We start from the raw sequence: 22,601 nt of genomic DNA, 5'->3' as shown, positions 1-22,601 counted from the left end.
GAATTTATATCGGGTTTGGGCGGGGTTGTCACGCAAATGGCCAAATTTTCCGCAACGAAAGCGGTGTGGGCTAGGCGTGCTCGGAAAGCTGTGAAATCCCATCCGTGTCAGTGACTTCAAAGTACTGCGCACGCGCGCCCAAAGCGTCAAACAGGCTGCGCTCCGTGCCGGTCATCCAGGCCTGCGCCCCAAGGGTGCAAATCTCGTCATAAAGTGCGGCGCGGCGGTTAGGATCAAGGTGGGCCGCCACCTCATCCAGAAGCAGCAGGGGCGGCGCGCCAAGGTCTTCGGCCAGCGCCCGCGCATTGGCCAGAATAAGCGACACCAGAAGCGCCTTCTGCTCCCCGGTGGAACAGTCTTTTGCCGGCACACCTTTGCTGAGGTAGGTGCCCAGCATATCGGTGCGGTGTGGCCCCACCAGCGAGCGTCCGGCGGCAATGTCACGAAACCGGCTTTCCGCCAGCGCCTCGGCCAGATCTTCGCGGCTCTCGGGCATGCTGCCTTCTGACTGGATCAATTCCAGCTCGGCCGTGGGAAAGGCGGTTTCCGCTTGGCCTTGCGCAAGGCTCAACCTCTCGACCGTTTGCTGACGGGCAGCGTGAATGCGCGCGCCGCTCTCGGCCATCTGCTTTTCAAGGGCCATATACCAATGGGCATCGTTGAGCTGCTCTTTCAGCAACCGGTTGCGCTGCCGCATGGCCTTTTCATAGGCCAGCGAATGCTCCGCATGGTCCGGGAAAAAGCTCAGCGTCATGCGGTCCAGAAACCGCCGCCGCCCCTCTGCGCCCTCAATCCACAGCCGGTCCATCGACGGGATCAGCCACAGCACCCGCGCGAGCCGTCCCAGCTGCACCTGTGGCGCGGCTTTGCCGTCCATCTGCACCTGCCGTGCGGCCCCATTCTCAGAGCGAATGTCGATTTCATAGGCGGTCTGGCCCGATTGCAGCAGGCCGGAGATCTTCCAGCCAATCGCCTCTGGGCGCCGGGTCATCTCTTCGGCACTGGCCCGGCGAATGCCCCGACCCGGCGAAAACAGCGACACCGCTTCCAGAATATTGGTCTTGCCCGCCCCATTGGGCCCAAACAGCGCCACAGGGCGCCCATCACACTGAAGAGCGCCTTTTTTGTGAGACCTGAAGTGAGACAGGCTGAGGGATTTTAGAGCAAGCTCAGACATATGCTGCGCTTCTTATTCTGCGAAAATCTCTCAGCCAGAGGCATCGACGCAAGCCGATCAAACCCGCATCGGCATAACCACATAGACTGCGGAGGTGTCATTGCCTTCGCGCATCAGGGTTGGGTCGCCTGCGGAATTGAACATGAAGACAGCATTTTCACGGTCCACCTGGCTGGCGATTTCCAGCAGGTATTTCGCGTTAAAGCCGATCTCCAGACGCTCGTCATTGTAGGCCACGGCCAGCTCTTCTTCCGCCGCACCGCTGTCTGGCGAGTTCACCGACAGCACCAGACGGTCTTCATCCAGTTGCAGCTTCACCGCACGGGAGCGTTCCGAGGAAACAGTCGCCACACGGTCAACCGCCTTGGCAAATTCGGCGGCATCCACTTCCAGCTTGCGGGTGTTGCCCTGCGGGATCACGCGACTGTAGTCGGGGAAAGTGCCGTCGATCACCTTGGAAGTCAGGGTGATATCCGGTGTGGCAAAGCGCACTTTGGTCTCGCTGACAGAGACCGCGATTTCCATCTCATCGTCATCCAGCAGCTTGCGCAGCTCGCCCACGGTTTTGCGTGGCACGATCACACCGGGCATATCCGCCGCGCCCGCAGGCACATCGGTGTCAATCCGCGCCAGACGGTGACCGTCCGTTGCCACAGCCCGCAGCGCCTTGCCACCGTCCGCATCCGCAACGTGCATATAGACACCGTTCAGATAATAGCGGGTCTCCTCGGTGGAGATCGCAAACTTGGATTTGTCAAACAACCGCCGCAGCGCCGGAGCGGGGGCGGAGAAGTTTGCGCTATATTCTGAGGAGGCCATTACCGGGAAATCCTCGCGCGGCAGCGTGGCCAACGAGAAGTTGGAGCGGCCCGCATCCACGGTCAGGCGGCCTGCGGCGCTGTCATCGGTCAGCGTGACCAGTGCGCCATCGGGCAGCTTGCGCACAATCTCATGCAGGGTGGTTGCGGCCACTGTGGTTGCGCCGGCGCGCTCCACCATGGCGTTGGCTTTGTCCACGACCTCAATATCCAGATCGGTTGCACGGAACTGAACCGTGTCCCCTTCGGCCTCGATCAGAACGTTTGCCAGGATCGGGATCGTGTTGCGACGCTCTACCACAGACTGCGCTTGCGACACTGCTTTCAGCAGCACGGCGCGTTCGATACTGATCTTCATCCCATCGTCCTCCGATTGCCGGGAAGGGCAAATTAGCGACATCCCTTGCCGACACAAGTGTTTTGTTGGTTTTGTCGGCCACTTCGAAAGGGCCGTCAAGCGTATTGGGGGAATGAAAACGCCGCAGCCCATGCGGACGCGGCGTTTTGGTAACGTATTTGGCGTTTGATGCGGGTTTGCCGCTTAGGCTTCCAGCGCCCGGCGCAGCATTTCCAGATCTTCCGCGATTTGCCCGTCAGAGCTGCGCAGCTCTTCGATCCGCTTCACGCCATGCATGACCGTGGTGTGGTCCCGTCCGCCAAAGCGACGGCCGATTTCCGGCAGGGAGCGCGAGGTCAGCTGTTTGCACAGATACATCGCCACCTGACGTGGACGCGCAAAGGTGCGCACACGTTTTGGGCCGATCATGTCAGACAGACGGATGTTGTAGTGCTCCGCCACCTTACGCTGGATCTCTTCCACAGAGATCTTGCGCTCAGAGGCACGCAGCACGTCAGACAGACAGTCCTGCGTCAGCTCCATGGTGATCTCACGACCAACCAGCGAGGCGAAGGCAAAGAGACGGGTCATCGCGCCTTCCAGCACGCGCACGTTGGTGGAGATGCGATGCGCCAGGAACTCCAGCACGCCATCCGCGAGCTGCAGCTCAGGATATTGCTGACGGTAGCTGTCCACCTTGTTCTGCAGGATGCCCAGACGCAGCTCATAATCGGTTGGGTGCAGGTCCACCACGAGGCCACATTGCAGGCGGCTTTTGATGCGGTCTTCCAGATCCTTGATCTCACCGGGCGCGCGGTCGGCCGAGATGATGATCTGTTTGTTCTGATCCACCAGCGCGTTGAAGGTGTGGAAGAACTCTTCCTGCGTGCTGTCTTTGCCGGCGATGAACTGGACGTCATCCACCATCAAAACGTCCACAGAGCGGAACAGCTCTTTGAAATCCATCATCTTGCGGTCACGCAGAGCCTGCACGAAACGGTACATGAACTGCTCGGCAGAGAGGTAAAGCACGTTGAGGTCGGGGCGGTGCGCCTGCAACTCCCAGGCGATTGCGTGCATCAAGTGTGTTTTACCCAGACCCACGCCACCATAAAGGAACAGCGGGTTGAATGTCACCGGACCACCCTCGGCAACACGGCGCGCAGCGGCATTGGCCAATTCGTTTGGTTTGCCGACCACAAAGCTGTCGAAGGTGAAGCGTGCATCCAACGGGGCACCGGTCATTTCGGTGTCAGAGCCCGCTGCGGCCTTCGCAGCCGCACCCAGGCTGGTTGCACCGCTTGCAGGCGTCGCAGCAGGTGCCGCGGCGGCCGCCGCAGTCGCGCGACGAGGTTGCTGATCTGCAACTTTAAATTGCATGCGTTGAACACCTGCGCCCGCCTGGTTCAGCTGGTGCATGATCAGATCGCCATAGTTTTGCGATACGTAGTTGCCGATAAAATTGGTCGGCACGTGGAAGGTGGCGACACCCTCGTTCAGGTCGGCAAGATCGACGGGCTCGATCCAGGTTTTAAAATTGTTTTGGCCAACCGTCTTGAGAAGGTCTTGTTGAATATCGCCCCATTTATCTTCGGTCATCTGTCCCCGTGTTCCTTCAAAAGTTCCGTCGCGCCGGGCTGAGCCCAGTCATAGTTTTGTCCCGAAATCACGTCGTCCGGAGGCCAAAACGGCAACAAATTAGACAAACCTCAACCGTTCCGGGGGTCCCTATTCCCCGGTTGAGATTCTCTAAATGCGCAAGCGCAGATTTGTTGGAACAGCAGGCACCCTGCCAACTGATAAAGTTACATCTACGATGTAACCGGATCAGCAGGCTGGCATGGCAAAGCCATAATGTGTCAGCGTCTGTCCCCCCCAAGGCGATGTGAATCGCTGTGAGAAACTAGCAAGCTGGTGCTCACGCGGGCAACTGAACTTCGATCTTGACTCAGATGATTCAGAAAAAGAATCTATCCACAGGTGGATAAGTGCCTGTCTGGTAATGAAAATTCCAAATTGGCTCAAATGCCCGCGGATTCACTCTCTCTTAATACGTGTATTTTATACAAACTTTCGTTGTCGGCAGTGCGGCATCACAAATGCTGTGTTTTTCCCTTGTTTCGGGGCGTGTTGACCCCGGATTGCTGTGACCTGCCAGCCACAGGGGTTCTGCACTGCGGCGGCTCCAAAAGGGAATCGCCAAGAATTCCATCATATGCACGGGGCACAATACTGCCCCGTCAGATTTGCCGTGCCCTCGCCCTGAGTTCGGTCTGAAGGAGGGGCAATGCAACCTGAAACAGGTGAGGCGATTCTCCTTCGCGTGCTCTGCCCGCCCTCTGCGGGGTTGTTTCACCGCGCAGGCCCGTGCAAAACAGGCCGCGATGGCAAAGCAACTTGATTACCACACGATCCGCGAGATCTTCACCCGGTTTGAGGCAGCTGAGGCCCACCCCAAAGGCGAACTTGACCATGTCAACGTCTATACATTGGTGGTGGCTGTCGCGCTGTCGGCGCAAGCAACCGACGCCGGTGTGAACCGCGCCACCAAAGAACTCTTCAAGGTGGCCGACACCCCACAGAAAATGCTGGATTTGGGCGAAGACGCTCTGATCGAGCACATCAAGACCATTGGTCTTTACCGCAACAAAGCCAAGAATGTGATCAAGCTCTCCCGCATTCTGGTGGAACAGTACGGTGGCGTGGTGCCGAATTCCCGCGCCGCGCTGGAAAGCCTGCCCGGTGTGGGCCGCAAGACCGCCAATGTGGTTTTGAACATGTGGTGGCAATATCCGGCCCAGGCTGTGGACACCCACATCTACCGTTTTGGCAACCGCTCCGGCGTCTGCCCGGGCAAAGATGTGGTGGTGGTTGAGCGCGCCATCGAAGACCATATCCCCGTGGATTTTCAACTCCACGCCCATCATTGGATGATCCTGCACGGCCGCTATGTGTGCAAAGCACGCAAGCCGCTCTGTGGCACCTGTCTCATCCGCGATCTCTGCCTTTTTGAGGACAAAAACCTATGAAAAACTATCAGGTTGTCGGCATCGGCAACGCCATTGTTGATGTGATCAGCCAGTCGGATGACAGCTTTCTGGATCTTATGGGGATCGAGAAAGGCATCATGCAGCTTGTGGAAAAAGAGCGCGGCGAGATGCTCTATGCGGCGATGACCAACCGCACACAGGCGCCGGGCGGCTCGGTGGCAAACACGCTGGCGGGCCTCGGTGCGCTGGGCCTTTCGACTGCCTTCATCGGCCGTGTGCATGATGACGCGCTGGGCCAGTTTTATGCGCAATCCATGGAGACCGGCGGCACCGATTTTGTGAACCCGCCGGTGCCAGGCGGCGAGCTGCCGACCTCGCGCTCGATGATCTTTGTCTCCCCGGATGGCGAGCGTTCCATGAACACTTATCTGGGCATCTCCTCTGAGGTTGGCCCGGATGACGTTTCTGATGATGTGGCCGGTCAGGCACAGCTCCTGTTCCTTGAGGGCTACCTCTATGACAAACCCAAAGGCAAAGAAGCCTTTGAGCGCGCTGCCAAACTCTGCCGCGACGGCGGCGGCAAGGCGGGCATTGCCCTGTCTGATCCTTTCTGCGTAGAGCGCCACCGCGACGATTTCCGCCGTTTGGTGAAAGAACTGGATTTCGTGATCGGCAATGAACACGAATGGGCCTCGCTCTATCAGACCGACCTCAGCACCGCGCTTGAACAGGCCGCTCAGGACGCTGGCATGGTGGTTTGCACCCGCTCAGGCAAAGACGTGGTGCTGCTCAGCGGCGAGGAAGAGGCCACCGTTGCGGTGAATGAAATTGTGCCAGTGGATGCCACCGGCGCCGGGGATCAGTTTGCCTGTGGCTTCCTCTATGGTGTGGCCACCGGACAGTCGCTGGAAACCTCCGGCAAAATGGGCTGCATCGCGGCGGCAGAAGTGATCAGCCACTACGGCGCGCGCCCGGAGAATGATGTGAAAGCTCTGTTCCAAAAGGCCGGTCTGCTCGGCTGACGCGCCATTGCAGACCAATCCGCTGGTGGCATTTTGCGGAATGCCTCCGGCGGGGATATTTTGAGAATGAGAAGCCAAGCGCGCCTCAATGTCACCGCCAGACGCCACGCGCGCGGCTCGCAGGACATTGAGGCGCTTCTCATTCACGGCCATCGGCTTCCCAGCCTGTACCGCCAGAACATCTTGGCAACTTAAGTTTAAGATTGTCTTAAAAGGCTTCTCATTCCTCAAATATCCAAAGCGCGTCCTTGGCGTCTTCATGCAAGGCTGATGGGGCAGATGCACCTAGGGGCAGGCGCAGCCTACGTCAAAGAGGCGATCGCCATATCTGCCAGTTGTGCCGCGAGATCAGGAATGAACTCCTCAGGCTCATCGGCACGCGGCTGATACCAGAACACCGGCGCATTCACCAAAAGCAGCAGCGATTGCAGTGCGATGGAGAGGTTCTGTTGTTTGAACCGGCCTGCTTCCATGCCTTCCGCAATGACGGCGCGGAACAAATCCTGATAGGCGGCGCGTTCTGCGCGGATCCCGTCAAAAAGTGCGCGTTCCTGCGCGGTCGTCGATTTCTGCATGATGCCGAGATAGGACTGAATGATCACCTTGTGATAGGGCAGCGTGCCCAGCACGGCGGGCACATGCGCAAGGATCATTTGGCGCAGTTTGTCCTCCGGCGGGAGCGGCGTGTCGATCACCGGGGCCACCGCCTCATGGGCAAAAGCCGCCGCGCGCAGGCAGACCTCCCCCAGCAACGCGCCTTTGGAGGGGAAGTGGTGGTAGATCCGGCCTTTGGTGGCGCCAAGGTGGCGCGCCACATCGTCGATGGAGGCCGCATCTGCGCCAAGTGTCATAAAAACATGCGCGGCCGCGTCCAGGATTTCGGATTTTGACCGGCTGATCGGGGGCGAAGTCGGGCTCAAGAAAGGCTCCTGCGCGGCTGGCTTGACGCTACGTCGGCGTCACGGGCTGAATTGACAGCATACTAAGTAGTATGTTTGCATCCTCCCTGCAAGATCACCGCCGGGCACCTGTCATTTCAAGCCTGCGGCTGAGCAGGGAGGATTTGAAATGACGGATCTGGCGCAATTCCGCCAAGAGACACGGGATTGGCTTGCCACCCATTGCCCCGCCGAAATGCGCGCGCCGATGGGCGAGAATGACATCTGCTGGGGCGGGCGAAACTACGTGTTTCAGTCTTCGGCTCAAAAAGAGTGGCTCGACGTGATGGCCGCCCGTGGCTGGACCGTGCCGGCCTGGCCCAAAGCCTACGGCGGTGGCGGATTGTCAGGGCCAGAGCAGAAAATCCTGTCCGAAGAAATGGCGCGGATCAATGCCCGCCCGCCTTTGCAGAGCTTTGGCATCTGGATGCTGGGGCCAGCGCTGCTGGAATTCGGCACCGAAGCCCAGAAACGCCATTACCTGCCGCAGATCGCGCGGGGAGAGATCCGCTGGTGTCAGGGCTATTCCGAGCCGGGCGCGGGCTCCGATCTGGCCAGTCTGCAGACCAAAGGCGAGGACAAGGGTGCCTATTTTGAGGTGAGCGGCCAGAAGATCTGGACCTCTTATGCCGATAAGGCGGACTGGATTTTCTGTCTGGTGCGCACCGAGCCTGACGCCAAGAAACACACCGGCATTTCCTTCCTGTTGTTTGACATGGCCAGCGAAGGCGTCACCACCAAACCGATCAAGCTGATCTCCGGCGCATCGCCGTTTTGTGAGACCTTCTTTGATGCCGTGCAGGTGCCCAAGGATCAGATCGTCGGCGCACGCGGGCAGGGCTGGACCATTGCCAAATATCTGCTGACCCATGAGCGCGAGATGATCGGCGGCTCTGATGCGGCGATCTTTGCCAAAACCGATCTGATCGCTGATGCGTCACAGGCCATTGGGCTCGATGACACCGGGCGGCTGGATGATCCGATGATGCGCGCGGAGCTGGGGCGCTTTCTGGTGGATGAAATGGCCTTTGACGCCCATGTGGATATGACCCGCGCCTACATGCGGGCGGGCAACGAGCTGGGCGCGCGCTCTGCGGAGCTGAAATATCTCGGCACCGAACTCAACAAGCGCCGTCAAAGCTTGCGGGTCGCAGCGGGTGGCGCAGATGATCTCGTGTGGGAAGGCCCTGCCAATGACGCAGGGCAGGCGGCGCAGGATTGGCTGCGCTCCAAAGGCAATAGCATCGAAGGCGGCACCTCTGAGGTGATGCTGGGCATCTTGTCCAAAGCCGTTCTGAATTTGCCAAGCTGAGGGGGCGGAGATGGAAATCTTAAATGACGATCACCAGATGGTGGCCGATGCCGCCGCGGCCTATCTTAGCAAATCCCACCCGATCACGGCGTTTCGGGCCTTGCGCGAGAACAGCGCTGCGCAGGGTGATACACGCGCGATCCTTACCGAGTTCGCCGAGCTGGGCTGGATGGGCATTCTTCTGCCTGAAGAGGTCGACGGCGCAGATTTTGGCGCACGGGCTGCAGGCGTGATTGCCGAGGAGATCGGGCGCAACCTGACAGTGGCACCGTTTTTGTCCACGGCGGTTCTGTCGGCGTCCCTGCTGCGCCAGACCGGCGGCACGGCGCTCTCGGAATGGGGCGCAAAGATTGCAAGCGGGGCTGCCATTGTGGCGCTGGCGCTGGAGGAGGGGGCCAAACACCGCCCCGGCCGGATCACAACCACGCTGACCCAAACGGGCGACAGTCTGACCCTGACGGGCCGCAAGAGTTTTGTGGTGGATGGCAGCGGCGCAGACCGTCTGATCGTGGTGGCCCAGTCTGTGGAAGGGCTGGCGCTTGTACTGGTGGACCCGGCGGCCAAAGGGTGTGTGATCACACCACAGCTGCTTCTGGATCAACGCAATGCGGCGTTGGTGCACTTGGATGAGGTATCTGTGCCCAAAGGGGCGGTTCTTGCCACGGGCGCAGCGGCGCAAAAAGCCTTGGATCACGCGCTCTGTCTGGGCCGTGCGGTGGCCGCCGCAGAGCAACTCGGCGTGGCCAAGGCCGCCGCAGAGCAGACCTTTGAATACCTGCGCACTCGCAAACAATTTGGCCTGTTGATTGGCCAGTTTCAGGCGCTTCAGCACCGCGCGGCAGATCTGAACTGCGAATTGGAACAGACCAGCTCGCTGATCGCCCGCGCGCTCAACGCCATTGATGCGGGCAGCGAAGAGGCTGAGGCGCTCAGCCGCGCCGCCAAAGCCAAGATGGCCCATGTGGGGCAGCAGGCCACGGAAGAGGGGGTGCAGATGCATGGCGGCATCGGCATGACCGACGAGATGGACCTCGGGCTTTTCATGAAACGGGACCGCGCATTGACCGAGTTTCTCGGCGACGCAGGTTGCCACACCGAATGGCTTTTGCGGCACCGCGGTATCTAGCAAGGGTTGAAAAGGCGCTAACCTACGGAGGCGTATGCAAAAATAGGGTGAAGTAACGGGGTTTTCAAGAATTCGTCAAACGGGAGGCTTGACGCAACAATATTACCTTCGGACACTGATCCTGGAAAGCTGGCAAAAAAATGTCGGCATGGGAGGAAACATTGGAAGTTGTGCAACTGCTCGTCAGCGGGCTTGCGAACGGCTGTGTCTATGGCTTGATCGCGCTTGGCTTCGTGCTGATCTATAAGGCGACCGAACAGGTGAATTTCGCCCAAGGCGATTTCATGATGCTCGGCGCCTTTATTACTTTGGGCCTCACGAATGCGCATTACATGGGGCTGCCCTTCTGGTTGGCGGCCCCTCTGGCCATCGCCATCATGGCGGTGCTGGGCTATCTGCTTGATTTCTTTGTGCTGCGCCATCTCTTCGGGCAAAGTCAGGTCGCCGTGGTGATCCTCACCATCGCGCTGGGCTTTGTGATCCGCTTTGTCGCAGGTGCGATCTGGAGCCACGAGCCCCAGACGCTGGAAAGCCCGCTTGCGATTGGTGATTTCAATGTGGGCGGTGTGGTGCTTGGCATGGCCGACATCGCGGTGATTGTCGTCACTGTGCTCCTGACCTTCTTCCTCTATCAGTTCTTTCAGCGCACAAAACTGGGGCTCGCCATGCAGGCGGCCAGCCAAAACCAGATGGCGGCCTACTTCATGGGCATTCCGGTGAAACGTGTGCAGGGCATGATCTGGGGCTTATCCGGTGCAACCGCAGCGGTTGCTGGCATCCTCTTTGCCTCCAAGGGTGCGATTGACCCCAACGCCGGGCTTTTGGGCATCAAAGCCTTTGCCGCCGCTGTCATCGGTGGCTTTGGCAGCCTGCCCGGCGCGCTCATGGGCGGGCTGATTGTGGGGGTGATCGAACCCTTCGCTGCGCGCTATCTCGCCGCCGGATACAGCCAGATCGCGCCCTATGCGCTCCTGCTCTTCGTACTCGTCTTCCGACCCCACGGCCTGTTCTCACAGGTCCGCACAAAGAAGGTCTGAGCCGATGCGGATACATTTCAAAACCTCTTATGACCATGACATCCGCCTCTTTCCGGACCTCTGGAGCTTCTGTGTCTATGCCGCGCTGATTGTCATCGCCGTGCTGCTGCCTTGGCTGATTGACGAATTCTACCTTGGCGAAGTCACCAACGTGCTGATCTGGGCCATCGCCGGTCTGGGGCTGATGCTGCTCACCGGACAGACCGGACAGGCCAGCCTCGGCCACGCCGCTTTTCTTGCGCTGGGCTGTTATTCCTGTGTGATCTTCATGGAGCAGGGCTGGCCCTTCCTGATCGCCTTCCCAGCCGCTGGCATCCTCACCGGCGTTGTTGGCACCATCATCGCCATTCCCGCCATCCGCCTGCATGGCATCTATCTCGCCATTGCCACCATCGCGCTCTCCATTCTGGCTGATGACATCATCGTGCTGATGGAGCCGGTCACCGACGGGGTGTCGGGCAAATTTGCCCCGATGATCACCATCTTCGGCATCGAGATTGAGCGCTGGACCACACCGGACCGCTTCTATTGGCTGGTGCTTACGGTCACGATCCTCTGCACGCTGGGGTATCGCAACCTCTTGCGCGCGCCGCTGGGCCGCGCCTTTGCCGCGGTGCGCGACAGCGAGGTCTCCGCCACCGCCATGGGGGTACACATCGCGCGCACCAAGGCGGCGGCCTTCGGGATTTCCTGCACCATCACCGGCCTCGCGGGCGCGCTGATGGGGTTCTACGCCGGGGCCTTTAACAACGAGACTTTTAGTATCGTGATCTCCATCACGCTCCTGATGATGATTGTGATTGGCGGCCTTGGCTCCATCCACGGCGCGTTCTTTGGCGCGGTGGTGGTGGCCTTCCTGCCGCAGTTTCTGTCGATCACCAAAGACCTGATCGGCGGCGGCTCTGTTGCCATTCCGGGGCTGGAAACCGGCGTCTTCGGCATGATCCTCATCCTTTTCATCCTGTTTGAACCCATGGGCATCTACGGGCGTTGGATGAAAATCCGCATCTGGTTTGAGCTCTTCCCCTTTGCACGCAAAGACATGTTCAAACGCCAAAAAAGTTATTTGAAGACGGAGCGGTTGAGATGAGCCATCTTTTGGAAATCACCAACGCAACGCTCAAATTTGGCGGTGTGGTTGCGGTCAATGATCTGACGTTTTCGGTGGATGAAGGCGAGGTCTACGCCATTGTCGGCCCCAACGGTGCTGGCAAATCCACGGTCTTCAACCTGATCTCGCGGTTTTACGATCCCTATGCCGGATCGATCAGCTTTGATGGCAACGACCTGCTGGCGCGCAATGCAGACTCGGTGGCTGATCTCGGCATCGCGCGCACCTTTCAGAACATCGAACTGTTTGACCACGCGACCGTTTTGCAAAACCTTCTGGTGGGGCGGCATCGCCATCGTCAGACCAATATGGTTCAGGAGATGCTCTTTACGCCCAAGGCGCGGCGCGAGGAGAAACGCCATCGCGAGGCGGTGGAAGAGGTGATCGATTTCCTTGATCTGCAGCCTTATCGCGACAAGATGATTGCCGGTCTGCCGTATGGTGTGCGCAAGGTGGTGGAACTGGGCCGCGCGCTGTCTTCTGGCCCGCGCCTCTTGCTGCTGGATGAACCCGCCTCAGGGCTGTCGGTCGAAGAAACCCAGGACATGCGCTGGTGGATTGATGACATCCGCAAACAGATGGGCATCACCGTTCTGATGGTGGAGCACGATATGGGGCTGGTCTCCGGTGTCTCAGACCGCGTGCTGGCGCTGGCCGATGGGGCCAAACTGGCCGAAGGCACGCCCGCGCAGGTGCAATCTGATCCGGCGGTGATTGAGGCCTATCTGGGCGCGGGGGCGGCATGATGGGCGAAACAGTGCTTGATATCAAAAACATCGAAAGCTTCTACGGCCCGATCATGGCGATCCGTGGTGTTTCGCTTCAGGTGGAAAAAGGGCAGGTGGTCACCGTGCTTGGCGCCAATGGCGCAGGCAAATCCACGCTTCTGAAAACCATCTCCGGCATCATGGACCCCGAAAAAGGACAGGTGGTTTTTGAGGGCCGCGAAATTCAGGGCATGGAGCCGCATAAGGTGGTGCAGGAAGGCATTGTGCATGTGCCCGAGGGCCGCGAAGTCTTCCCGCTGCTGACGGTGGATGAAAACCTCTCTCTGGGGGCCTACACCCGGTCTGACAAGGCGGAGATCGAAAAAGACCGGCAGATGGTCTTTGACTATTTCCCCATTCTCGCCGAACGCCGCGGCCAAGAAGCGGGCACGCTATCGGGGGGGCAGCAACAAATGCTCGCCATTGGGCGCGGCCTGATGCTGCGGCCCAAAATCATGCTTCTGGATGAGCCGTCCCTCGGCCTGTCTCCGCTGCTGGTGCAGGAGATTTTTGCAATTCTGCGCCGCCTGAACAAAGATGAAGGCGTGACCATGATGCTGGTGGAGCAAAACGCCAAAGTTGCCTTGGAGCTGGCTGATGTGGGCTACGTCATGGAGGTGGGCCGCATCGTGATGGACGACACCGCCGACCGGCTGATGGAAAGCGAAGACATCAAAGCCTTCTATCTTGGCCATCAGGAAGAAGGCGCGCGTGGTGAACGCCGCTGGAAACGCAAGAAAACGTGGCGCTGAGGGAGGATTGGACATGAACATTCACAACACATCCCGCCCGCCGGAACAGGTTGAAATCAACGGGGTGATTGTCTCCGCCATTCCCGGTCAGCGCCCCGCGCTTGTGGACGGCTGCGACACCATGGTGCGCCTGTTTCAGAAACGCTGCGAGCAGTTGGGCACCCGCACCGCGCACCGCGAAAAAGACCTCGGCATCTGGCAAAGCTACTCCTGGCGCGACTATTGGGAGCACGCCAAATGGATCGGCATGGGCCTGCGCGCGCTGGGCCTTGAGCGCGGCGAGGTGGTCTCGATCCTGTCCGAGGACCGCAAGGAATGGCTCTATGCCGACATGGGCATTCAATGTGTCGGCGGCATCGCCTCAGGCGTCTACACCACCGACAGCGCCAGCCAGCTCGAATACCTTCTGCGCGACAGCGGCAGCCGCTTCCTGTTTGTGGAAAACGACGAGCAGCTTGATAAGTTTCTGGAGATTGAGGATCAGGCCAGCCATGTGGTGAAGGTCATCATTCTGGATCAGGACGGGCTGCACGACCTGCGCCACGAAAAATGCGTCTTCATCGAAGATCTCTATGACACTGGGCGCGCCTTTGCGGCCGAAAACCCCGGCATGTTTGAGGCCGAGATCACCAAGGCCAAACCCGATGACACCGGGCTTCTGATCTACACCTCCGGCACCACAGGCATGCCCAAAGGGGCCATGCTGTCTCAGGAAAACATCATCTCCGCCTGTGTCTCTGGCGCACACGCCTTGCCGACCTCTGACAAAGACGAACAGCTCTGTTTCCTGCCGCTCTGTCATATTCTGGAGCGCAATGTGTCGGCCTATTTCCCGATTGCCGGCAAGGCCACGGTGAATTTTGCCGAAAGCCCGGAGACGGTGTTTGACAACCTGCGCGAGGTCTCGCCTGCGCATTTCACCGCCGTGCCGCGCGTGTGGGAAAAGATCTATTCCCGCGTTCTGGTGCTGGCGCAGGAGGCCACGCCCATTGGCCGCTTTGCCTTTTCCATGGCGGTCAAGGCAGGGCTCAAACGCGCGGACTATCTGCTGGAACGCAAACCGGTGCCGATGGGCACACAGATCAACTATGCGGTCTGGGATTTTCTGGTGCTGCGCAACCTGCGCCGGATGCTTGGTATGGACAAAATGCGCCGTGGCGGCACTGGGGCCGCACCGATTTCACCAGAGCTGATCCGCTGGTATTGGGCGATTGGCGTGACCCTGCTTGAGGGCTACGGCATGACCGAAAACGCCGGGCTCTGCTCCATCAACCTGCCTGACGAAAACAAGATCGGCACCGTGGGCAAATCCTGCCCCGGCTTTCAGGTGCGCATTGCCGAGGATGGCGAAATCCAGACCATGGGGCTCAACAACTTTCAGGGCTACTGGCGCAACAATGAAAAGACGGCAGAGACCTTCACCGCTGACGGCTGGCTGCGCACGGGCGATGTGGGCCGCGTCGATGAGGACGGCTTTGTCACCATCACCGGGCGTCTCAAAGACATCATCATCACCGCCGGCGGCAAGAACATCACGCCCGCTGAGATCGAAAGCCGTCTGAAGTTCAGCCACTATATTTCCGATGCGGTGGTGATTGGCGATGCGCGCAAATACCTCAGCTGTCTGATCATGATCGATCAGGAAAACGTGGAGAAATACGCCCAGGACCGCAAAGTGCCGTTTTCCGATTTTGCCTCACTCTGCGCGGCGCAGGATGTGGTCGATCTCATCAAGGGAGAGGTGGATGCGGTCAACAAGGAGTTCGCCCGCGTCGAACAGATCAAGGATTTCCGTCTCATCAACGTGCTGCTCACCGCAGAGGACGAGGAACTGACAGCCACCATGAAGCTCAAGCGCAGCTTTGTGGAGAAGAAACACGCAAGCCTGATTGAGGAGATGTACTGAGGCAGTTCGCGTTTTATCTCAGGTATGCGGATCGCTTTTCGCATTCGACCACTCGGGAGAGGCAACGAATAAGCGGTTCAAGTTAAACGCAAACTGCCACGCATTCACGTGGCCTCAGACCACAGATTAACGGGAGGAAACTATGAAACATCTGACGACTGCACTGGCGGTTGGCGCGGCGGCGCTGGCGTCTCAGGTTGCTGCGGACACGCAGGGCGTGAGCGACAGCGAAGTGGTGATCGGCTCGGTCAATGACCTTAGCGGCATTTTTGCCGCCGTGGGTGTTCCCGCGGTGAACGGCGCCAATATGCGCTTTGAAGAAGCCAACAGCGCCGGTGGCGTGCATGGGCGTCAGATCCGGTTTGTTGTGGAGGACAACGGCTACCAGATCCCGCGCGCGATGCAGGGCTACAACAAGCTGCTCAACCGCGACAAGGTCTTTGCCATGCTGCTCAGCCTTGGCACGCCGATGAACACCGCCGGTTTCAAACTGCTGGACTCTAAAGGCATTCCCAACATCGGCCCGCTCTCGGCCGCGCGCCAGATGCTGCAGGATCCGGTCGACAATAAATTCATCGCTTTCTCAAGCTATTACGATCAGGTGCAGGTGGGCGTGACCTATCTGGCAGAGGAGTTTGGCGCCCAAGAAGTCTGCTCCATGTATATCCCGTCTGACTTCGGCAAAGAGATCGCGGAATCCACCGCCGATGCGGCCGAAACGCTGGGCCTTACCATGGCGGGGGAAACCACCCACAAGCCTGACGAGCTGGATTTTGTCGGCTCCTTGACCAAGCTGAAAGCGGCTGAATGTGACATCGTCACCATGGCGCTGGGCGTGCGTCAGGGCATCACCGTGGTGGGCACCGCCAAAAAGCTCGGCTGGACCGATGTGAAATTCCTCAACACCTCCGCAGGCTTTCTGGAGCCGGTGGCACAGGTGCCGGGCGGCGTGACTGACGGGCTTTATGCCGCTGCGGGCTGGCGTGATCTGTATGAGCGCGCGGCCGATCCGGTACCGGCCAAATTCATCGCGGATTACAAAGCCAAGTTTGACCAGCCCGCCTCAGGCTTTGCCATGCTTGGCTACTCCGCCGCAGACACTGTGGTGCGCGCGCTCGAAGCCGCCGGTGCCGACCTCACCCATGAAAGCTTCCTCGCGGCCATGGAGTCTCTGGACTACGCCGATGAGCTGACCGATGTGCAGATCACCTACGGCCCGGACGACCACCGCGGCGCGGATGTGGTTGTGGTGTCCGTTGTGGAAAACGGCGGCTGGAAAACCCTCGCGGTGAAATAAGCCTGAGGCACATAGACTTAGGAAGGCGCGTCATCGGGCGCGCCTTTTCTTTTGATGGAAGCAAAAGTGCTGACTGTAAAATAGACCATGAGGCACATAAAAATTCCCCGCAGCCGATGGTCTGGTCTGCGGGGAAGGCGGGAGTGACCTTTTGTTGTATCTGTCCCCGAGGTGCTGCCGCGCCCAGCGTGTCGCGGCTGCCCCGTTGGTGGCTTCCCAGTCCGCCTGTGCGCGCGCTGTCTGCCCCATTCTGCAGAGCAGCCCGCATTTTGCGGCCTCTAGTTGCCGCCTGATATCAGTCTACGCTATTTTGGGTGCAAAATCTACATATAGTGTAGATCGCGTTCGGAGATCCTACATACGCAGCGTCAGCGCCAGCTCACATCCCCAAGGAAAATATATCCGGCACCGTAGATCGTTTTGATAAGGCGCGGGTTTTTGGGGTCTTCCTGCAATTTGGTGCGCAGGCGTGAAATCCGCACATCCATGGCCCGGTCAAAGCTCTCGCCAGCCGCGCCGCCCAAAGTCTCCTGCATCTGCGCCCGGCTGATCAGCCGCTTGGGGCTGTCAAGAAACAGCCGCAGCACTTCGCCTTCCGCATGGCTGAATGTTGTCTCCGCGCCGGTCTCATCTTCCAGCACATAGCGGTCAAAATAGGCGGTCCAACCGTTGAACTCGGCGGTATTGGCCACCGCCACCGGCGCAGCCGCACGGTCTTTGCGCAGCCGTGCGCGCACGCGCGCCACCACTTCGGTCGGGTCAAAGGGTTTGATGATGTAGTCATCCGCGCCCAGCTCCAGCCCGGTGATCCGGTCCTGCACCTGCGCGCGCCCGGAAATGATGATCACCGCCGCGCCCACCTCCAGCGCCAGCCGATGCACCAGCGTCAGCCCGTCTTTGTCCGGCAAGCCCAGATCCACAAGGCAGACATCCGGCGTGGTGGATTTCAAAGCAGCTTCAAATTCGGTGGCCCGCGAAAACGCCATGGTGCGAAAGCCCGCATCCTCCAGCGCATCCGCCAAAATCATGCGGATATCCGGTTCATCGTCCAGAATGGTGACAAGCGGAGCAGTCATAAACAGGGCCTCACTTCGGGTGCAAAAATTGGTCTAACTGTTTGGCCGTAAAGGGTTTGGGCAGCACCGGCGCCCGCGCCGCCCCTTCGATATAGAGCGTGTGGCTCTGGGGCAAGCTGGTCATAAGGTAAGTTGGCACACGCTCCCGCCCGACCTCGCGGATCAGGTCAACACCTGTGGCCTCGCCCTCCAGCGAAATATCGGAAAGCACCAGCTTGATCTCGGGCACCTGATCCAGCAGCACCCGCGCCTCATCCACGCTGGCGGCCTCGATCACCGTGTGTTTCATATCGGTCAGCATGTCGCGGATCAGCCCGCGCAGATCGGGGTTGTCCTCCACCAGCAGCGCCAGCCCGGGCGTGGCATCCTGCACCGCCCGGCGCAGCGGCAGCCGCAGGATCACCTGCCCGCCGTTCACCGCATTGCCGATCTTGATGTCGCCCCCCACCAGCTTGGTCATGTCATAGACCATCGCCAGCCCAAGGCCCGATCCATCCGCGCCCTTGGTGGTGAAGAACGGATCGAGCGCGCGGCTGAGCGCTTCCTTAGAAAAGCCCGGCCCGGTGTCGCGCACCGTGAACTGCACCCATGTGTTCTGCACCAGCTCCGCAATCAAGAGGATCGTACCCCCGGCGCCGCAGGCATGGGCGGCATTCAACAGCAGGTTCACCAGAGAATCCTGCAACATCGCCGGATCCACCATCAGCGCGCCGTCAGGAATGTTGTTTTCAATGATCAGCGCCACCTTCTTGTCGACCGTCGGGCGCGCCAGCGTCTCCAGATCAGACAGAAAGCCCGCCATATCCGTGGCGGCAAGCTTGGGCACCCGCGGGCCGGTGACATTGGCCAGATTGTCCAGAAGCGTGCCGCCGCGCCGCGCCGCGCCCAGGGTGGCCTCAATCAGCGATTGCGCCTCCTCCGGCAGGCCCATCTTCTGCAGCTTGCGCTGGGTGCCAAGAATGATGGTCAAGAGGTTGGAGAAATCATGCGCCAAGCCGCTTGTCATCTGCGCCGCGATTTCACGGCGGCGGGTCTGTTGCAGGGCAACGCGGGTCTGGGTTTCCTCTGTGATGTCCATCGACAGCACATAGACCCCGCGCGCCGCGCCCTCGCTGTCATCCGGCGTAAAGGCCACGCGGATCCGCCGCGTGCTCGGATGTTCGTTGAACTCAAACACCGAGGCCTTGCCGCGAAACGCCGCCTCAAGGTGGGGGCGGATCGCACGAAACGCACTTTCGCCAAGCGCCTCCTCGGCCCGCATGCCCACAATATCTGAGGGGCGCCCTGGGATCACCGCGCTGAGGCGGCGGTTGGAATAGGTGTAGATCCAGTCCGGCCCCACATGGGCGATATGGGCCGGCATCATCTCCGCCGTCAGCCGCATCCGCGCCTCGCTCTCGGTCAGCTGGCGTTTGACCTCCTCCAGCGTGTTGACCGTGCTCTCCATCTCCCGGTTGGTGGCAGACAGCTCCTCGGCATATTGCAGCACCTGATCTGACAGCTCCTCAGAGCGCGCGCGCAGCAGCGCCTCCTGCCGTTTGGTGGAGGTGATATCGGTGTAAACCGCAACCCAGCCCCCCTGAGGCAGAGGTGAGCCTTCCACGCTGATCCAGCGCCCGTCGGCGCGCTTCCGTTCAAAGTAATGCGGCTCAAACGCCAGCGCCCGCTCCACCCGGTCCTGAATGAACGCCGCCTTCTCAGCCTCCGCAATGGCGCCGTATTCGCCATTCTCAATCAGAAAGGCGATGGTGTCGGCAAAGGTCGCCCCGGGTTGCATCAACCCCTTGGGAATAGAGAACATCTCGCGAAAGCGCGCATTGGCCACAACCAGTTTCAGCTCGCTGTCATAGATCGACAGAGCCTGTTTGATCAGGTTCAGCCCGGCGACGGTCATCGCCTGCGTTTCCCCTTTCACATGCGCCATGCAGCTCTCCTTTTCTTATCGCTAACACCGGTTTCGGGGTCAGCGAAAGTCCGAAATGCGCGCTGTTACAATTCGTAAGGTTTAGGAAATGTTAAGGAAAAAGTTGACCCGCAGCCTGTTCTGAGCCCCACTGTGAGGGGAGGAATCGTTTCGACGGTTTTGGCTTGCTCAAAACACCAATAGGGCGAGCTTTAGGGAGGAAAGAAATTTGGCACAGTCGTCACAGGCGACCGGCGGACTCGCGTCCATTCCGGCGCTGTTGCAGCGGAACGCCACCCAATTTGCGGATAAAGACGCATACCGGGAGAAAGAGTTTGGGATCTGGCAGACCTGGACTTGGGCAAAGACAGCAGAAGAAATCGAAGCGCTCGCGCTCGGCCTGATCAATCTGGGCGTGTCGGAGGGCGATTTTGTCGCCATCATCGGACGCAACCGCCCCTATTTTTACTGGTCGATGGTTGCCGCCCAATCCGTGGGCGCGGTGCCGGTGCCTGTGTATCAGGACAGCGCGGCAGAGGAGATGGAATACATCCTCGGTCACTGCGGCGCCAAATATGCGATTGTCGAAGACCAGGAACAGGTCGACAAGATCATCGACATTCAGGACAGCCTGCATCAGTTCGAACATATGATCTACGTCGATCCGCGCGGGCTGCGGAAGTACGATCACCACCAGCTGCATGAGTTCAGCCACATTCAGGCGCAGGGCCTCGCGGCACGGGATGAATGGATCACCGATCTTGAGGCGCGCCGTGGCAAGCTGACCTACGACAGCACCTGCGTGATGCTCTACACCTCAGGCACCACCGGCAAACCCAAAGGCGTGGTGCTCTCCAACCGCAACGTGATCGAGAGCGCGAAGAACTCTTCTGAGTTTGACAAGCTCACAGCGGGCGAAGAGATCCTCGCCTATCTGCCGATGGCATGGGTCGGGGATTTCATCTTCTCCATTGGTCAGGCCTATTGGACAGGCTTCTGCGTGAACTGCCCGGAATCCGCCGACACGATGATGACCGACCTGCGCGAAATCGGACCAACCTACTACTTCGCCCCGCCGCGCGTGTTTGAGACCCAGCTGACCAACGTCATGATCCGCATGGAAGACGCAGGCTCCCTCAAACGCCGGATGTTCCACAACTTCATGGAGCACGCCAAAAAAGTGGGCGGCGATATTCTGGACGGCAACCCCGTCCCCTTCATGGATCGTCTGAAATACAAACTGGGCGATATGCTGATCTACGGCCCGCTGAAAGACACGCTCGGCTTTGGCCGCGTGCGTGTGGGCTACACTGCGGGCGAAGCGATTGGTCCGGAGATTTTTGAGTTCTACCGCTCCCTCGGCATCAATCTGAAACAGCTTTACGGTCAGACCGAAGCCACCGTGTTTATCACCGCCCAGCCGGACGGTCAGGTGCGCGCGGACACCGTGGGTGTGCCAAGCCCGGACGTGGAAATCAAAATCGACGACACCGGCGAAATCCACTACCGCAGCCCCGGTGTGTTTGTGGAATACTACAACAACCCCGAAAGCACTGCCTCCACCAAGGACGCGGAAGGCTGGGTGGCAACCGGTGATGCTGGCTTCTTTGAAAAAGACACCGGCCACCTGCGCATCATCGACCGTGCCAAAGACGTGGGCAAAATGGCTGATGGCTCCATGTTCGCGCCCAAATATGTCGAGAACAAACTGAAGTTCTATCCCGACATTCTCGAGGCTGTGCTCTTTGGCAGCGGCAAGGATCGCTGCGTGGCCTTCATCAACATCGACCTGACGGCGGTGGGCAACTGGGCAGAGCGCAACAACGTGCCTTATGCCTCCTATCAGGAGCTCGCAGGCCATCCGAAGGTGCTTGAGTCCATTCAGAGCCATGTGGAAACGGTCAACAAATCCGTGGCCGATGACCCGATGCTGGCCGGTTGTCAGATCCACCGCTTCCTCATCCTGCACAAGGAACTGGATGCGGATGACGGCGAAATGACCCGCACCCGCAAAGTGCGCCGTGCGGTTGTGGCCGACAAATTCAAGGATCTGGTGGATGCGCTCTATGGCGGCGCCAGCTCGGTCTCAACCGAAACCGAAGTGACCTATGAAGACGGCCGCAAAGGCAGCATCCGCGCCACGCTTGAATTGCGCGACGCCGCAGTGGTGCCCGTGGCCAGCAAGGTGGCAGCAGAATGAACGATATGAGCAACGACAGCTTCGTCACCGACGACGGCCGCACCATTGGCGGTGTGGTCATGGAAATGAAAAACATCACTCTGCGCTTTGGCGGGGTGAAGGCGATCACCGACATCAGCTTTGACATCCGCGAAGGCGAGATCCGCGCGATCATCGGCCCCAACGGTGCGGGCAAATCCTCCATGCTGAACGTGATCTCCGGTTTCTATGTGCCGCAGGAAGGCGAAGTCTGGTACAAAGGATCCAAGCGCCCGCCGATGAAACCTTATCAGGTGGCGCAACAGGGCATCGCCCGCACCTTCCAGAACATCGCGCTGTTTGAGGGCATGTCCGTTCTGGATAACGTGATGACCGGCCGTCTGCGCCAGATGAACGCCAATCTGATCCAGCAGGCGCTCTGGAAAGGCAAAGCCGAGCAGGAAGAAGTGGAAAACCGCGCCTTTGTGGAGCGGATCATCGACTTCCTTGAAATCCAGCACATCCGCAAAACACCGGTGGGGCGTCTGCCTTACGGTCTGAAAAAGCGGGTCGAGCTAGCGCGCGCACTGGCGGCGGAGCCTTCGATCCTGCTTCTGGATGAGCCCATGGCCGGGATGAACGTCGAGGAGAAAGAGGACATGTCCCGCTTTATCCTTGATATGAATGATGAATTTGGCACCACAATCGCGCTGATCGAGCACGATATGGGCGTGGTTATGGATCTTTCCGACCGCGTGGTGGTGATGGATTACGGCAAGAAGATCGGGGACGGCACACCAGATGAGGTGCGCAACAACCAGGATGTGATCGACGCCTATCTGGGGGTGGCTCATGACTAAGCAAATCCCTGACT

The 22,601-nt window shown here is 59.4% G+C and carries 18 protein-coding genes; 12 read left to right on the top strand and 6 right to left on the bottom strand.

Annotation, left to right across the window (positions count from 1 at the left end; genetic code table 11):
- Positions 1-70: 70 nt before the first annotated feature.
- From recF to dnaA, 3 genes are all read right to left on the bottom strand, one after another.
- Positions 71-1,177, bottom strand: coding sequence for a DNA replication/repair protein RecF (gene recF, locus J7399_RS06675; RefSeq protein ID WP_209084880.1), 1,107 nt, complete (start codon positions 1,175-1,177; stop codon positions 71-73).
- A 57-nt stretch (positions 1,178-1,234) separates the two neighbouring features.
- On the bottom strand, positions 1,235-2,353 hold the full coding sequence (dnaN, locus tag J7399_RS06670; protein ID WP_209057553.1) for a DNA polymerase III subunit beta: 1,119 nt from the start codon (positions 2,351-2,353) through the stop codon (positions 1,235-1,237).
- A gap of 183 nt (positions 2,354-2,536) precedes the next feature.
- On the bottom strand, positions 2,537-3,931 hold the full coding sequence (gene dnaA / locus J7399_RS06665) for a chromosomal replication initiator protein DnaA (RefSeq protein ID WP_209084879.1): 1,395 nt from the start codon (positions 3,929-3,931) through the stop codon (positions 2,537-2,539).
- A gap of 785 nt (positions 3,932-4,716) precedes the next feature.
- On the opposite strand from dnaA, the gene nth reads away from it, so the two are divergent.
- Both nth and J7399_RS06655 read left to right on the top strand, forming a co-directional pair.
- A complete protein-coding gene (gene nth, locus J7399_RS06660; RefSeq protein WP_209084878.1) occupies positions 4,717-5,361 on the top strand; it encodes an endonuclease III in 645 nt (214 codons plus the stop codon).
- Entirely contained in the window at positions 5,358-6,344 is a 987-nt protein-coding gene (locus J7399_RS06655) for an adenosine kinase (RefSeq protein ID WP_209084877.1), read from the top strand. The genes nth and J7399_RS06655 overlap by 4 nt, the downstream gene beginning before the upstream one ends.
- Before the next feature lie 302 nt (positions 6,345-6,646).
- Here the strand turns inward: J7399_RS06655 and J7399_RS06650 are convergent, their stop codons facing one another.
- Positions 6,647-7,264, bottom strand: a complete 618-nt coding sequence (locus tag J7399_RS06650; RefSeq protein ID WP_247738550.1) for a TetR/AcrR family transcriptional regulator — start codon at positions 7,262-7,264, stop codon at positions 6,647-6,649.
- A 148-nt stretch (positions 7,265-7,412) separates the two neighbouring features.
- Between J7399_RS06650 and J7399_RS06645 the strand changes: the two genes are divergently transcribed.
- The 8 genes from J7399_RS06645 (at position 7,413) to J7399_RS06610 (ending at position 16,590) form a co-directional block, all read left to right on the top strand.
- Entirely contained in the window at positions 7,413-8,594 is a 1,182-nt protein-coding gene (locus J7399_RS06645) for an acyl-CoA dehydrogenase family protein (RefSeq protein WP_209084876.1), read from the top strand.
- 10 nt (positions 8,595-8,604) lie between these two features.
- Positions 8,605-9,720: an acyl-CoA dehydrogenase gene (locus J7399_RS06640; protein WP_209084875.1), complete on the top strand. Its 1,116-nt coding sequence runs from the start codon at positions 8,605-8,607 to the stop codon at positions 9,718-9,720.
- 161 nt (positions 9,721-9,881) lie between these two features.
- On the top strand, positions 9,882-10,757 hold the full coding sequence (locus J7399_RS06635; RefSeq protein ID WP_209084873.1) for a branched-chain amino acid ABC transporter permease: 876 nt from the start codon (positions 9,882-9,884) through the stop codon (positions 10,755-10,757).
- Between the two features lie 4 nt (positions 10,758-10,761).
- Positions 10,762-11,847: a branched-chain amino acid ABC transporter permease gene (locus J7399_RS06630; protein WP_209084871.1), complete on the top strand. Its 1,086-nt coding sequence runs from the start codon at positions 10,762-10,764 to the stop codon at positions 11,845-11,847.
- Complete coding sequence (locus J7399_RS06625; protein ID WP_209057517.1) at positions 11,844-12,614, top strand: ABC transporter ATP-binding protein; 771 nt, start codon at positions 11,844-11,846, stop codon at positions 12,612-12,614. Before J7399_RS06630 ends, J7399_RS06625 begins: the two co-directional genes overlap by 4 nt.
- Entirely contained in the window at positions 12,614-13,387 is a 774-nt protein-coding gene (locus J7399_RS06620) for an ABC transporter ATP-binding protein (RefSeq protein WP_209086040.1), read from the top strand. The genes J7399_RS06625 and J7399_RS06620 overlap by 1 nt, the downstream gene beginning before the upstream one ends.
- Before the next feature lie 13 nt (positions 13,388-13,400).
- The gene (locus J7399_RS06615; protein ID WP_209084869.1) at positions 13,401-15,293 is read left to right on the top strand and encodes a long-chain fatty acid--CoA ligase; all 1,893 of its coding nucleotides are present in this window, start codon (positions 13,401-13,403) and stop codon (positions 15,291-15,293) included.
- Between the two features lie 142 nt (positions 15,294-15,435).
- Positions 15,436-16,590, top strand: coding sequence for an ABC transporter substrate-binding protein (locus tag J7399_RS06610; protein WP_209084867.1), 1,155 nt, complete (start codon positions 15,436-15,438; stop codon positions 16,588-16,590).
- Between the two features lie 368 nt (positions 16,591-16,958).
- On the opposite strand, the gene J7399_RS06605 is transcribed toward J7399_RS06610, so the two are convergent.
- Complete coding sequence (locus J7399_RS06605; RefSeq protein ID WP_209075890.1) at positions 16,959-17,666, bottom strand: response regulator transcription factor; 708 nt, start codon at positions 17,664-17,666, stop codon at positions 16,959-16,961.
- Positions 17,667-17,676: 10 nt separating this feature from the next.
- Entirely contained in the window at positions 17,677-19,590 is a 1,914-nt protein-coding gene (locus J7399_RS06600) for a PAS-domain containing protein (RefSeq protein ID WP_209084865.1), read from the bottom strand.
- Between the two features lie 208 nt (positions 19,591-19,798).
- Between J7399_RS06600 and J7399_RS06595 the strand changes: the two genes are divergently transcribed.
- Both J7399_RS06595 and J7399_RS06590 read left to right on the top strand, forming a co-directional pair.
- Positions 19,799-21,769 (top strand): AMP-binding protein, encoded by a 1,971-nt coding sequence (locus tag J7399_RS06595; protein ID WP_209057489.1) that lies wholly within the window; start codon positions 19,799-19,801, stop codon positions 21,767-21,769.
- Complete coding sequence (locus J7399_RS06590; RefSeq protein ID WP_209084863.1) at positions 21,766-22,587, top strand: ABC transporter ATP-binding protein; 822 nt, start codon at positions 21,766-21,768, stop codon at positions 22,585-22,587. The genes J7399_RS06595 and J7399_RS06590 overlap by 4 nt, the downstream gene beginning before the upstream one ends.
- Positions 22,588-22,601 lie beyond the last annotated feature (14 nt).

Origin of the sequence: Shimia sp. R9_1, from assembly GCF_017743775.1 — a bacterium.
Lineage (GTDB): Bacteria > Pseudomonadota > Alphaproteobacteria > Rhodobacterales > Rhodobacteraceae > Shimia.
The sequence above is the reverse complement of the archived record's forward strand: the minus strand, read 5'-3'. Positions and strand labels throughout refer to the sequence as shown.

What these genes read in the sequence shown, in the direction of transcription:
- recF (WP_209084880.1), bottom strand. Translation starts at nt 1,177, where the DNA reads ATGTCTGAGCTTGCTCTAAAATCCCTCAGCCTGTCTCACTTCAGGTCT.
- dnaN (WP_209057553.1), bottom strand. Translation starts at nt 2,353, where the DNA reads ATGAAGATCAGTATCGAACGCGCCGTGCTGCTGAAAGCAGTGTCGCAA.
- dnaA (WP_209084879.1), bottom strand. Translation starts at nt 3,931, where the DNA reads ATGACCGAAGATAAATGGGGCGATATTCAACAAGACCTTCTCAAGACG.
- nth (WP_209084878.1), top strand. Translation starts at nt 4,717, where the DNA reads ATGGCAAAGCAACTTGATTACCACACGATCCGCGAGATCTTCACCCGG.
- J7399_RS06655 (WP_209084877.1), top strand. Translation starts at nt 5,358, where the DNA reads ATGAAAAACTATCAGGTTGTCGGCATCGGCAACGCCATTGTTGATGTG.
- J7399_RS06645 (WP_209084876.1), top strand. Translation starts at nt 7,413, where the DNA reads ATGACGGATCTGGCGCAATTCCGCCAAGAGACACGGGATTGGCTTGCC.
- J7399_RS06640 (WP_209084875.1), top strand. Translation starts at nt 8,605, where the DNA reads ATGGAAATCTTAAATGACGATCACCAGATGGTGGCCGATGCCGCCGCG.
- J7399_RS06630 (WP_209084871.1), top strand. Translation starts at nt 10,762, where the DNA reads ATGCGGATACATTTCAAAACCTCTTATGACCATGACATCCGCCTCTTT.
- J7399_RS06625 (WP_209057517.1), top strand. Translation starts at nt 11,844, where the DNA reads ATGAGCCATCTTTTGGAAATCACCAACGCAACGCTCAAATTTGGCGGT.
- J7399_RS06620 (WP_209086040.1), top strand. Translation starts at nt 12,614, where the DNA reads ATGGGCGAAACAGTGCTTGATATCAAAAACATCGAAAGCTTCTACGGC.
- J7399_RS06615 (WP_209084869.1), top strand. Translation starts at nt 13,401, where the DNA reads ATGAACATTCACAACACATCCCGCCCGCCGGAACAGGTTGAAATCAAC.
- J7399_RS06610 (WP_209084867.1), top strand. Translation starts at nt 15,436, where the DNA reads ATGAAACATCTGACGACTGCACTGGCGGTTGGCGCGGCGGCGCTGGCG.
- J7399_RS06605 (WP_209075890.1), bottom strand. Translation starts at nt 17,666, where the DNA reads ATGACTGCTCCGCTTGTCACCATTCTGGACGATGAACCGGATATCCGC.
- J7399_RS06600 (WP_209084865.1), bottom strand. Translation starts at nt 19,590, where the DNA reads ATGGCGCATGTGAAAGGGGAAACGCAGGCGATGACCGTCGCCGGGCTG.
- J7399_RS06590 (WP_209084863.1), top strand. Translation starts at nt 21,766, where the DNA reads ATGAACGATATGAGCAACGACAGCTTCGTCACCGACGACGGCCGCACC.